General features: G+C 73.8%; 11 protein-coding genes. 8 read left to right on the top strand and 3 right to left on the bottom strand.

The window, feature by feature from the left end; all coding sequences use genetic code 11:
• Positions 1–30 precede the first annotated feature (30 nt).
• A complete protein-coding gene (locus tag ABZ719_RS13540; protein ID WP_366725344.1) occupies positions 31–1,116 on the top strand; it encodes an SAM-dependent methyltransferase in 1,086 nt (361 codons plus the stop codon).
• On the opposite strand, the gene ABZ719_RS13535 is transcribed toward ABZ719_RS13540, so the two are convergent.
• Complete coding sequence (locus ABZ719_RS13535) at positions 1,081–2,232, bottom strand: NADH-quinone oxidoreductase subunit D (protein ID WP_366725343.1); 1,152 nt, start codon at positions 2,230–2,232, stop codon at positions 1,081–1,083. The genes ABZ719_RS13540 and ABZ719_RS13535 overlap by 36 nt on opposite strands.
• Before the next feature lie 31 nt (positions 2,233–2,263).
• Here ABZ719_RS13535 and ABZ719_RS13530 point away from each other — a divergent pair, with 31 nt between their 5' ends.
• A complete protein-coding gene (locus ABZ719_RS13530) occupies positions 2,264–2,767 on the top strand; it encodes a PH domain-containing protein (RefSeq protein ID WP_366725342.1) in 504 nt (167 codons plus the stop codon).
• Between the two features lie 203 nt (positions 2,768–2,970).
• Positions 2,971–4,512, top strand: coding sequence for a PH domain-containing protein (locus ABZ719_RS13525; RefSeq protein WP_366725378.1), 1,542 nt, complete (start codon positions 2,971–2,973; stop codon positions 4,510–4,512).
• Positions 4,513–4,606: 94 nt separating this feature from the next.
• Here ABZ719_RS13525 and ABZ719_RS13520 read toward each other — a convergent pair whose 3' ends face one another.
• Together ABZ719_RS13520 and ABZ719_RS13515 are read right to left on the bottom strand one after the other, a co-directional pair.
• Entirely contained in the window at positions 4,607–5,875 is a 1,269-nt protein-coding gene (locus tag ABZ719_RS13520) for a hypothetical protein (protein WP_366725341.1), read from the bottom strand.
• Between the two features lie 224 nt (positions 5,876–6,099).
• Positions 6,100–7,224, bottom strand: a complete 1,125-nt coding sequence (locus ABZ719_RS13515) for an alpha/beta hydrolase-fold protein (RefSeq protein WP_366725340.1) — start codon at positions 7,222–7,224, stop codon at positions 6,100–6,102.
• A gap of 203 nt (positions 7,225–7,427) precedes the next feature.
• Between ABZ719_RS13515 and ABZ719_RS13510 the strand changes: the two genes are divergently transcribed.
• From ABZ719_RS13510 to folK, 5 genes are all read left to right on the top strand, one after another.
• Positions 7,428–9,266, top strand: a complete 1,839-nt coding sequence (locus ABZ719_RS13510) for a phosphatidylglycerol lysyltransferase domain-containing protein (RefSeq protein WP_366725339.1) — start codon at positions 7,428–7,430, stop codon at positions 9,264–9,266.
• Positions 9,267–9,513: 247 nt separating this feature from the next.
• Positions 9,514–10,425: a dihydropteroate synthase gene (folP, locus tag ABZ719_RS13505; RefSeq protein WP_366725338.1), complete on the top strand. Its 912-nt coding sequence runs from the start codon at positions 9,514–9,516 to the stop codon at positions 10,423–10,425.
• Positions 10,422–10,925 (top strand): nuclear transport factor 2 family protein, encoded by a 504-nt coding sequence (locus ABZ719_RS13500; RefSeq protein WP_366725337.1) that lies wholly within the window; start codon positions 10,422–10,424, stop codon positions 10,923–10,925. The genes folP and ABZ719_RS13500 overlap by 4 nt, the downstream gene beginning before the upstream one ends.
• Positions 10,926–11,173: 248 nt before the next feature.
• Complete coding sequence (folB, locus tag ABZ719_RS13495) at positions 11,174–11,533, top strand: dihydroneopterin aldolase (protein ID WP_366725336.1); 360 nt, start codon at positions 11,174–11,176, stop codon at positions 11,531–11,533.
• On the top strand, positions 11,530–12,141 hold the full coding sequence (gene folK, locus ABZ719_RS13490) for a 2-amino-4-hydroxy-6-hydroxymethyldihydropteridine diphosphokinase (protein WP_366725335.1): 612 nt from the start codon (positions 11,530–11,532) through the stop codon (positions 12,139–12,141). The genes folB and folK overlap by 4 nt, the downstream gene beginning before the upstream one ends.
• The last annotated feature ends 37 nt before the right edge of the window (positions 12,142–12,178 follow it).

Genomic DNA, 12,178 nt, shown 5'->3' with positions numbered 1-12,178 from the left:
CGTGATCGCCTGTACGCCTACTCTGGCGGGGTGGCGGACGACACGAGGGCGGACGAATGGCGCGGCTGGCGCGCGGCGGCCCAGGACGCCCTGTACGGGCCGGGCGGCTTCTACCGGCGGCCCGAGGGGCCGGCGGGGCACTTCCGTACGTCGGTGCACGCCTCGCCGCTGTTCGCGACGGCCGTGGCGCGGCTGCTGTGCCGGGTCGACGAGGTGCTCGGGCGCCCGGCGGTGCTGGGGTTCGTGGACATGGCGGCCGGGCGCGGGGAACTGGCCGCCGGGGTGCTGGCGGCGCTGCCCGCGCAGGTGGCCTCCCGCGCGCGCGTGCAGGCCGTCGAGATCGCCGCACGGCCTGCCGGGCTCGATCACCGGATCGAGTGGCTGAGCGAACCGCCGCGGCGGGTCACCGGGCTGCTGTTCGCCAACGAGTGGCTGGACAACGTGCCGGTGGAGGTGGCGGAGGTGGACTCCGCGGGCGTGCCCCGGCGCGTGCTCGTGCGCCGGGACGGGGCGCAGCGGCTCGGGGAGCCGGTGGCGGGCGCGGACGCCCGGTGGCTGGCCCGGTGGTGGCCGCTGCCGGCCGAGGAGGGCCTGCGGGCGGAGATCGGCCTGCCCCGGGACGACGCCTGGGCAGGGGCCGTCTCGTGCGTGGAGCGGGGCCTGGCGGTCGCCGTGGACTACGCGCACGTGGCGGGCGCCCGGCCGCCGTTCGGCACCCTCACCGGGTTCCGCGAGGGACGGGAGACCGGGCCCGTGCCGGACGGTTCCTGCGACATCACGGCGCACGTCGCCCTGGACGCATGCGCCGCGCACACGCCCCCGGAGCCGGACGCGCCGGGCGCGTCCGACCGCGCGCGGTCGCTCCCGCCCGCGCGCCTGCTCACGCAGCGCGCTGCACTGCGCGCCCTCGGCATCACCGGCGCACGCCCCCCGCTCGCCCTCGCCTCCACGCGCCCCGCGGAGTACGTACGCGCCCTCGCGAGCGCCGGGGAGGCCGCGGAACTCACCGCGGCGGGCGGACTCGGCGACTTCGGCTGGCTGCTGCAGCCGGTGGGCCTCCGGGAGACGGACGCGGCGGCCCTACTTGTCGATGTCCCCGACCACGAAGAACATTGACCCCAGGATCGCCACCATGTCCGCCACCAGCGTGCCCGGCAGCAGCTCGGTGAGGGCCTGGATGTTGTTGTACGACGCCGAGCGCAGCTTCAGCCGGTACGGCGTCTTCTCACCCTTGCTGACCAGGTAGTAGCCGTTGATGCCGAGCGGGTTCTCGGTCCAGGCGTACGTGTGCCCCTCGGGGGCCTTGAGGACCTTGGGCAGCCGCTGGTTGACCGGCCCGGGCTCCAGGGCGGCCAGCCGGTCCAGGCAGGCGTCGGCGAGGTCGAGGGCGTTGTGGGTCTGCTCCAGCAGGCACTCGAAGCGGGCCAGGCAGTCGCCCTCCTGCCGGGTGACCACCTTCAGGACGTCCGCCAGCTCCCCGTACGCCAGGTACGGCTCGTCGCGGCGCAGGTCGAGGTCGACTCCCGAGGCGCGCGCGATCGGCCCGCTCACTCCGTAGGCGTGCACGGCCTGCGGCGTCAGCGCGCCCACGCCCCGTGTGCGCCCCCGGAAGATCTCGTTGCCGAGCACCAGGTCGTCGAAGACGTCCATGCGCGAGCGCACGGCGGCCACGGCGGCACGCGCGCGCGTGGACCACCCGGCGGGCAGGTCCTCCTTCAGGCCCCCGACCCGGTTGAACATGTAGTGCATCCGGCCACCGGAGACCTCCTCCATGACGTTCTGCAGGACCTCGCGCTCCCGGAACGCGTAGAAGACCGGCGTGATGCCGCCCAGCTCCAGCGGGTAGGAGCCGAGGAACATCAGGTGGTTCAGCACCCGGTTCAGCTCCGCGAGCAGCGTGCGCGTCCACACCGCGCGCGGAGGTACCTCCATGCCGAGCATCCGCTCCACGGCGAGGACCACGCCCAGCTCGTTGGAGAACGCCGACAGCCAGTCGTGGCGGTTGGCGAGCATGATGATCTGCCGGTAGTCCCGCGCCTCGAACAGCTTCTCCGCACCGCGGTGCATGTAGCCGATCACGGGCTCCGCGCGCATGATCCGCTCGCCGTCCAGCACCAGCTTCAGCCGCAGCACACCGTGCGTGGACGGGTGCTGGGGCCCGATGTTGAGCACCATGTCGGTGCTCTCCGCGGCACCGCCGATCCCGACCATGGTCTCCGTCGTGGGAGTCATGGCCCCAGTCTCCCCTACGTACGCTTGCCCCATGGAAACGGGGAGCCCGGACATCGGCCGGACGGCCGGGGACGAAACGGTGTGGAGGGCGCTGCCGCCCGGCCTGCTGCGGATGCGCCGGATGCTGCTGGTGGTGGCACTGGGCACGGCTGCCGTGGCCGCCGCGGCGGTGCCCGGCGCCCTGGCCGGTCCTGTGTGGTCGGCGTTCGCGGTGCTGCCCCTGGCCCTGATGGCCTGGGGCTGGGTGCTGCTGGGGCGCAACTGGCGCTCCTGGCGGTACGCCGAGCGCGCCGACGACCTGCTGATCAGCCGGGGCGTGCTGTGGCGTGAGGAGACCGTCGTGCCGTACGGGCGGATGCAGCTGGTCGAGGTCACCTCCGGGCCCGTCGAACGGCACTTCCGCCTGGCCACCGTGCAACTGCACACGGCCGCCGCCGCCACCGACGCGACCATTCCCGGCCTGGATCCGGCCGAGGCGGAGCGGCTGCGCGACCGGCTCACCGAGCTGGGCGAGGCCCGATCGGCGGGACTGTGACGGCGGCGGGGGGCGAGGATCCCGGCAGCAGGGACCGGGCGGCCGCACCCGCGGACGAGTCCGCGACCACGGGCCCGGCCGCCTCCACCGCCACTCCCCCCGTGGGCCCCGTCGGCGGGCCGGGCGGCACGACGCCCGGGAAACCGGCCGGCGGATCCCACGGCGGCGGCTGGGACGGGGGGCCGTCCGCCGGTGAGCGGCGGCTGCACCCCGTGACACCGCTGCGCCGGGCGTGGGCGCCGGTCGCCGTGCTCGCAGGCTGGGCCGTGCACGACCCCGGACAGGCGCACCAGCAGCTGACCAGGCTCACGACCGCCTGGCTGCTGACGGGGCTCGCGGCGCTCGTCGGGGCCGCCGCCCTCTACGGGTTCCTGTCCTGGTGGTTCACGCACTTCGCGGTGACCGACACCGAACTGCGCATACGTACCGGGCTGTTGTTCCGCCGCACCGCGCACATCCGGCTGGAGCGCATCCAGGCCGTCGACGTCACCCGGCCGCTGCTCGCACGGGTCGCGGGCGTGGCCAAGCTGAGACTCGACGTCGTCGGGACCGACAAGAAGGACGAACTCGCCTTCCTCGGCGAGGAGGACGCCCGCGCCCTGCGCGCCGAACTCCTCGCCCGGGCGGCCGGCTTCACCCCCGAGGCCGCGCGGGAGGCCGGCGAGGCGCCCGCGCGGGAGCTGGTCCGGGTCCCCGCGCGCGTGATAGCGGTCTCGCTGCTGCTGATCGGCGCGACCTGGGGCTCCCTGGTCGCCGCCCTCGTCGTGCCGTCCCTGCTGTGGCTGGCCACCCACAGCCTGTGGACCGTGCTGGCCACCGCCCTGCCCCTGCTCGGCGGGGCCGTGACGAGCAGCGTGGGACGCTTCGTGGCCGCCTACGACTGGACGCTGAGCGAGTCGCCCGACGGGCTGCGCATCGACCGGGGCCTGCTGGACCGCACCCACGAGACGGTGCCGCCGGGCCGGGTGCAGACCGTACGGATCGTGGAGCCGCTGCTGTGGCGGTGCTGGAGGTCGCCCGCGCCGGACGGCACGGGGCGCGGGCGCGGCTGGGTCCGGGTGGAACTGGACGTGGCCGGATCGTCGAACTCCGTGCTGCTGCCGGTGGCGCCGCGGGAGATCGCCGAGTCGGTGATCGCGCGGGTGCTGCCGGGCGTCACGGTGCCGGAGACCGGCTCGCTGGCCCGGCCACGCCAAAGCGCCCGCTGGTGCGCGCCGGTGCGGTGGAGGGGGTACGGAGTCGCCGTCACCGACGCGGTGTTCGCCGCCCGGCACGGGCTGCTGCGGCGCCGGCTCGCGCTGGTCCCGCACGCCAAGGTGCAGAGCGTACGGCTCACCCAGGGGCCCTGGAAGCGGCTCTGGGGGGTCGCCGACGTGCACGTGGACACGGGCGCGAACAAGACCGTGACGGCACGGCTGCGGGACGCGGAGGAGGCGGCAGGGCTGCTGCGGGCGCAGGCCGAACGGTCACGGACGGGACGCCACGACGCCCGGCCGGACCGGTGGATGACCCGGAGCACGGCAAGGACAGAGACAGGGGCTGTGGCCGGGGCCGAGACCGGAGTCCAGACCGGGGCCGGGGTCCAGACCGACATCGTGGCCCAGGCCGACACCGGGATCCGGACCGAGACCGGGATCCGGACCGAGACCGGGATCCAGAACGACACCGGCATCCAGGCCGAGACCGGGGCCCAGAACGACACCGACACCGGGCCCGAGTTCCAGACCGAGACCGGGCAGCAGTAAGGGGCGTGGCCCCTTGTGCCACGCCCCTTACCGCTTCTGTCCTGCTCGCTCCCGCTCCCCGCGGCCCTGCGGCGTCCTCGCCGCCCGCGTCCTCTCAGGACACCGCGGTGCGCAGGCCCTGGAGGTCGATCTGTTCCGTCTCGTCGTGGGCGGTCAGGTCGATGACCTGCCCGGCGGTACGGGCCTCGGTGCCCTCGCCGGCCGGCTCGTCCGCGGTCTCTGCGCCGGCCTCGGCTTCTGCCCCGGCCTCGGCTTCGGCCTTGTGCAGCGCGAGGGCCTCCGGGCCGACGACGTCGGCGAGGTCCTCGTTCTGGACGGCTTCCAGGGCGGCGGGCGGCGCCCCCTTCTTCGCACCGAAGAAGTCGAACCCGCCCTCGGTCAGCGGACGCCGGGCGGGCGCGGGGGGCACGACGGCCACGGCGGTCGGCACGGCGTAGTGGCCGGCGGGCTGCCGGACCGCACCGCCCGGCACGGCCCCCGCCGAGCCGCCCGCCTCGGACTTCCCCCGCGGATCGTCCTCCCCCGCGGGGGCCGCGTCATGGTCGGCGGCCTCGGCGGACGCCGTCGTACGGGAGGCCCCGGCGGCCGTCTCCGTCTGCGCGGCCGCGTGTTCCGTGCGGCCGCCTTCCGCGCCGAACCGCGCCAGCGCGGCCACGGCCCGCGCGAACAGCTCCGAGCCCCCGGGGGAGAACACGGCGGGAGCCACGGCCGCCGGCACCCCCTCCACGGAACCGGCCTCGGCGGACCCGTCCCGCGCCGGGCCGTCCCCCGCCGAACCCGCGCCCGCCGGACCGGTGTCCGCGGACCCGCCCTGTGCGGGCCCGGGCCCGGCGGAGCCCGCCCCCGCGGTCGCGCCCTGTGCGGACGCGGCCCGGCTCGGCGCCGCCGGCAGCGCGGGCAGGTCGGTCCCGGCCTCCAGCTCCAGCAGGCGGCGGCCCTCCAGCGCGCTCGCACGCTCGGTCTCGGCCGTGGCGTACCGCCGCAGCAGCGCCGCGTGCTCGTTGCGCAGCCGCGCCAGTTCCGACCGCTTGGCCCGCAGCTTCTGATCCAGGCGCGCCCGCAGTTCGCGCGACTCCTCGAGGTCCGACTCGAGTTCGGCGACGCGTTCCTCGAAGCGCCACTCGTCGCTCGCCCGCGCGCGCGTGAGGTCGGCCACCTTGCGGCCCGCCTGGGTGTCCCAGCGGCGCAGGACGACCGCACCGGCGACCGCCGTCACCGCGGCGGCCGCCGCGAGGGAGCGCAGGACCACCGGTGCCGTGAACACCCAGGGGCCCACGGCGCAGACGAGGGAGACGCCGGCGATCGCCGAGGGAGGCAACAGCCTGTGCAAGGGAGGGGAATGGCGGTGACGTCCACGTGGCATGGCCAGAAACTTACCGCGCGTAGGCGAATCGTGGTGGGCCGCCCCGCAAAAAGGCGGCCGTACCGAAACCTTCACCGGGCATCAGGAGTTCCCCTTCCGCATCCGCTCGCGTACGCACCCGAGTTCCGCCCGAGCACAACGCGGAGTCCGGCCGAACTCCGGACCCTTTTCAAGATCATTTCTTGCGTCCTCCGCTCCCTCGCGGAGATCGCTCCGGCCCGGTCTCAGCGCTCGGCCAGCCGCGCGCTGATCCACTGCAGGCTCGCCGGGATCTCCCGCTTCCAGGTGTTGAAGTTGTGACCGCCGCTGTCCAGGATGATCGACGAGATACGGGTCTTCTTCGTCGCCTTCACCGCGTCTATGAACTTCAGCGTCGACTTGTAGTTGGACTCGCCCTGCCGGCTGCTGGTGACGAGCAGGGAAGTGTCCGGAGCCGGCAGATGCTTGACGCTCCAGCCGAGGTCGGCACGATTCTTCAGATTCTTGTCGCCCTGGAAGAGATCACCCGTCGTGGGGTCGATCGGCGCCTTGTAGTAAGGCGACAGGCCCACACCCGCGCCGTACACCGCGGGATAGTGCATGGCGATTTTCAGCGCGCAGTAACCGCCCGTGGAATCACCGATGACACCCCAGCCGCCCGGCTTCCGGTCGACCCGGTAGTGGGCGCCCACGGCGTCCGGGAGATCGCGGCCGAAGAACTTCTCGGTCTGCGGGCCGCCGGGGACGTCCACGCACTCGGTGTCGCGCGGCGGCGCCACCGTCGGCCGCAGCATCACCAGGATCATCGGCTGCATCCGGCCCTCCTTGGCCAGCTGCTGCGCCGTGCGCGGGTAGTTCAGCTTGCTGATGAGCGCCTGGGCGGTGCCCGGGTAGCCGGTGAGGACGACGGCCGCGGGGAACGTGCGCGTGCGGTACTGCGGCTGGAAGTACTCCGGTGGCAGGTAGATGAAGGCGGGCGAGGCGATGTGGGACGTACGGCCCACGACGTCGACCTTCTGTATCTGCCCGGTCAGCTGCGGCCGGGATCCGCCGGCCAGCTGCACCTGCTGCGTGCCCACCACCCGCAGCGGACCGGTCGAGCCGCTCGCGGCGTGGTCGACGACGACACCCTGGTCGGTCTCCTGGCCGAACAGGTCGGCCCAGCTCGCGTAGAAGCCGAAGGCCTGGTTGGCGACCAGGCCGACGCAGGCGAAGATCGCCGCCTGCGTGACCAGCAGGATGCCGACCCGCCCGCCGACCGACGGCCAGCTGCGCCGCGCCAGACGTGGCCACAGCCACACCGTGGCGACGAACAGCAGTACGGCGAACAGCACCGCCAGTACCAGCACCTTCTTGCTCGTGAGACCCATGAGCTCTTTCCTGCCTGCACTCGATGCCCGGCCCGCCGGCACCTCCTTGGCGCGAGCTTGCCCCGGGCTTTCCCTGGCCTTTGACCCGGATTCCGGGTGGGGAGTGAACCTTCCTCCCCCAGACACCGTCCTAGAGGGCGCAATGTCGCCGGATGCCCGGATCGGCACCGGATTCAAGGTCTCTCGCAGAACTATGGGATGCGATGTCTGTCAGGATAGATGGGGAAAAGCCGGGCGGGGTTCCGAGCCGATCGAGCCGGGTACAGCGCATACTGCGCGGTCCGCGCGCCGAGGCCGTCCCCACGCTGATCGGCAGGGCCTGCGCGGTCGTGGGCCTCCTGGACATCGCGGCAGGTGTCTTCCCGCGCTTCCGGCACAGCCGGATGCACGCCTGGGCCGAGGTACTGCCGGGCTCCTTCGGCCCGTTCGCGGCGGCCCTCTCCCTCAGCGCGGGCGTACTCCTGCTGCTCCTCGCGCACGGTCTGCGCCGGCGCAAGCGCCGTGCCTGGCGCGCCGCCGTGGTGCTGCTGCCGGCCGGCGCGGCCGCCGAGTTCGTCTACCGGCACTCCGTGGTCGGCGTCGTCATCGCCCTGGCGCTGCTCAGCCCGCTGCTGATGCACCGCAAGGAGTTCTCGGCCCTGCCGGACCCGCGCAGCAGGTGGCGCGCGCTGACCAACTTCGTGCTGATGAGCGCCGGTTCGCTGGCGCTGGGCATGCTCATCGTCAGCGTCCACGCGCACCGCATGGTCGGCGACCCGAGCGTCGCGGACCGGCTCACCCACGTCGTGTACGGCCTCTTCGGCTTCGAGGGTCCGATCGACTACCAGGGCAACACCTCCTGGACGGTCGCCTTCTCCCTGGGCGCCCTGGGCTGGATCACCGCGGTCACCACCATCTACCTGGCCTTCCGCCCCGAGCACCCGGCCGCCCGCCTGACCGAGGAGGACGAGGTCCAGCTGCGCGCCCTGCTGGCCAGGCACGGCCGCCGCGACTCGCTCGGCCACTTCGCGCTCCGCCGCGACAAGGCGGTCGTGTTCTCCCCCAGCGGCAAGGCCGCGGTGACCTACCGCGTCGTCTCCGGTGTGATGCTCGCCAGCGGCGACCCGATCGGTGACGTCGAGGCCTGGCCGGGCGCCATCGAGCGCTTCATGGACGAGGCCAAGGCCCACTCCTGGACGCCCGCCGTCATGGGCTGCTCCGAGACCGGCGGCGAGGTGTGGACCCGCGAGACCGGCCTGGACGCCCTGGAGCTGGGCGACGAGGCGGTGGTCGACGTCGCGGATTTCTCCCTCGCCGGACGCGCGATGCGCAACGTCCGTCAGATGGTCAAGCGCATCGAACGGGCCGGCTACGAAACGCGGGTGCGGCGCATCCGTGACCTCGGCGACGCCGAGCTGGAGCGCATCCGCAACGCCGCCGAGGACTGGCGCGGCACCGACACCGAACGCGGCTTCTCCATGGCGCTCGGCCGCATCGGCGACCCCGCCGACGGCGACTGCCTGATAGCCACCGCGCACAAGCAGGACGACGAGATCGGCGAGTACGGCGACCTGAAGGCGATCCTGCACTTCGTGCCGTGGGGCGAGGACGGCGTCTCCCTGGACCTGATGCGGCGCGACCGCTCCGCCGACCCCGGCATGAACGAGCTGCTGATCGTGGCGGCGCTCCAGGCCGCCCCGAAGCTCGGCATCGCCCGGGTCTCGCTCAACTTCGCGATGTTCCGCTCGGCCCTGGCCCGCGGCGAGAAGATCGGGGCGGGCCCGGTGCTGCGCGCCTGGCGGGGGCTGCTGGTGTTCCTCTCCCGGTGGTTCCAGATCGAGTCGCTGTACAAGTTCAACGCCAAGTTCCAGCCCCGCTGGGAGCCGCGGTTCGTCGTCTACCGCTCCTCCTCCGACCTCGCCCGCATCGGCTTCGCCGCCATGCAGGCGGAGGGCTTCGTCAACCTGGCCCTGCCCATGCCGCGCTTCCTGCGCCGCCGCCGCTCCGCCACCCAGCGCCCGTGCGCGCACGCGGTGGCGGAACGGGACGTCCGCGCGGCCTGACGTCCACCCGGCCCGGCATCCGCGGGGCCTGACACCGATCCGGCCTGCCGCCGGCGCGGCCCGTCCCCCGAGCGGGCCGCGCCCGGCACGGCCCGTCCCCGACGCGGCCCGGCCGGCCGCCTGCCTCCCTGACCCGAGGCGGCGGCCGTCCGGGCCGCGTCCGCGCCCACGGACCGCCTCGTCCGCGCCCGCGGCCTCTGACCGGGTCAGCGGGGTCGCCGCCGGATGCGGGGCCTACGCTGAACGTATGAGCAACCAGAGCGGGCGCGGCCGAGTGGCGGGCCTACCGGCATGGGACCGCTGCGCGGTCATGGGGGTCGTGAACGTGACCCCCGACTCCTTCTCCGACGGCGGCCGCTGGTTCGACACGACGATCGCCGTCAAGCACGGCCTCGACCTGGTGGCCCAGGGCGCCGACCTGGTCGACGTCGGCGGCGAGTCCACCCGCCCCGGCGCCACCCGCGTCGACGAGGACGAGGAGCTGCGGCGCGTCATACCCGTCGTCCGCGGTCTGGCCGCCGAGGGCGTCACGATCTCCGTCGACACCATGCGCGCCAAGGTCGCCGAGCAGGCGCTCGCGGCCGGCGCCGCCCTGGTCAACGACGTCAGCGGCGGCCTCGCCGACCCCGCCATGGTCCCCGTGGTCGCGGACGCGCGGGCGCCCTTCGTCGTCATGCACTGGCGCGGCTTCCTGCGCGGCGGCGCCGTCCAGGGCGTCTACGCCGACGTGGTCACCGAGGTCGTCGACGAGCTGCACGCGCGCGTGGAGGCCGTTCTGGAGGGCGGGATCGCCCCCGACCGCGTCGTCGTGGACCCCGGCCTCGGCTTCTCCAAGGACGCCGGGCACGACCTGACGCTCCTGGCCCACCTCGACCGCCTGCGCGGCCTGGGCCACCCCGTGCTGGTCGCCGCCTCCCGCAAGCGGTTCCTCGGCCGGGTGCTGGCCGGCCCGCAGGGCGCGCCACCGCCCGCCCGGGAGCGCGACGCCGCCACGGCCGCCGTCTCCGCGCTCGCGGCGCACGCCGGCGCGTGGGCGGTGCGCGTGCACGAGGTGCGCGCCACGGCGGACGCGGTACGGGTGGCACGCGCCGTGGAAGAGGCGCGCGCCCCGGAAGCCCGCACGGCGGACCCGGCCCGCTCCCCAGAAGGAGACCGGTGAGCGCCCCGCACACCGATGTCGAACAGGTCGAGGCGGCCAACACCGCCTTCTACGAGGCGCTGGAGCAGGGCGACTTCGAGGAGCTGACCTCCCTCTGGCTCACCCCCTCCGACCTGGGCGTCGACGAGGAGTACCACGACCCCGCCGACACCGGCGTGATCTCCTGCGTGCATCCCGGCTGGCCGGTCCTCACCGGACGCGGCGAGGTGCTGCGCAGTTACGCGCTGATCATGGCGAACACGGACTACATCCAGTTCTTCCTGACCGACGTGCACGTCTCGGTCACCGGTGACACCGCCCTGGTGACGTGCACCGAGAACATCCTCAGCGGCGGCCCCGCCCCCGACGACGGGGACGAGTTGGGCCCGCTCGTGGGACAGCTCGTGGTCGCCACCAACGTGTTCCGGCGCACCCCGGCCGGCTGGAAGCTCTGGTCCCACCACGCCTCCCCCGTTCTGGCCGAAAACGACGGTGACGAGGAGGACGGGTCACCGTCCTGAACGGGTAGGTGACGGGCACGGACGCGGAAGTGTCCGGAATCACGGGCCCGGGGTCGCAGGCGGGCACCGGCCCGTGAGCGGCCCGGTTCTCCAGGGAAAACGCGGGGCGGCGCCTGCCCCGCCCGGCTCGCCCCGGCGCCCCCGTGTCCCGGCGATGTCGGTGCCCGCAGGTAGATTCGTCGAAAGGCCGGTGTACCGCCCGCACGCGGTACGAACCGACCGCACCGACGACTGCAGGAGTGATTCGCGTGGATCGTGTCGCGCTGCGCGGCCTGAAGGCCCGCGGGCACCACGGTGTGTTCCCCAAGGAGCGCGAGGACGGCCAGACCTTCCTCGTCGACCTCGTCCTGGGCGTGGACACCCGGCAGGCCGCGGCCGACGACGACCTGGCGAAGACGGTGCACTACGGCATCGTGGCCGAGGAGGTCGTGGCCGTGGTCGAGGGCGAGCCGGTGAACCTCATCGAGACGCTCGCCGAGCGCATCGCCCAGACCTGTCTGAAGCACGAAGGGGTCCTGGAGGTCGAGGTCTGCGTGCACAAGCCGGACGCCCCGATCACCGTCCCCTTCGACGACGTGACCGTCACCATCACCCGGAGCCGAGTATGACCCGACCTTTCCTCCAGGGTCACAGCGACCCGACCGTCCAGCCGGTGCCCGCCTCCGTCGTCGAGCAGGTCGACGCCGCCGACACCACGCTCAGCAACCCCAAACGGGCCGTGCTCTCCCTCGGCTCCAACCTGGGCAACCGCCTGGAGACCCTCCAGGGGGCCGTCGACGCCCTGGAGGACACCCCGGGCGTCCGCATCAAGGCCGTCTCCCCGGTCTACGAGACGGAGCCGTGGGGCGTGGAGCCCGGCACCCAGCCGTCGTACTTCAACGCGGTCGTGGTCCTCAAGACGACGCTGCCCCCGTCCTCCCTGCTGGAGCGGGCGCACGCCATCGAGGAGGCCTTCCACCGGGTCCGCGACGAGCGCTGGGGCCCGCGCACCATCGACGTCGACATCGTCTCCTACGCGGACGTGGTCTGCGACGACCCGGTCCTCACCCTCCCCCACCCCCGCGCGCACGAACGCGCCTTCGTCCTCGCTCCGTGGCACGACGTGGACCCCGAGGCCCTGCTCCCCGGCCGGGGCGCGGTGGCGGGCCTGCTGGCGGCGGTGACGCGCACGGGGGTGGCGCCGCGCGCCGACCTGGAACTCCGGCTGCCCGAGTAGTCGTTAAGGTCGAGGAAGATCCGGACGCCCGGTCCAG

Source organism: Streptomyces sp. NPDC006743, from assembly GCF_040703815.1.
In the GTDB taxonomy this organism is placed as follows: Bacteria; Actinomycetota; Actinomycetes; order Streptomycetales; family Streptomycetaceae; genus Streptomyces.
Note: the sequence above shows the minus strand (reverse complement) of the source record. Positions and strands in the feature narration are given on the sequence as shown.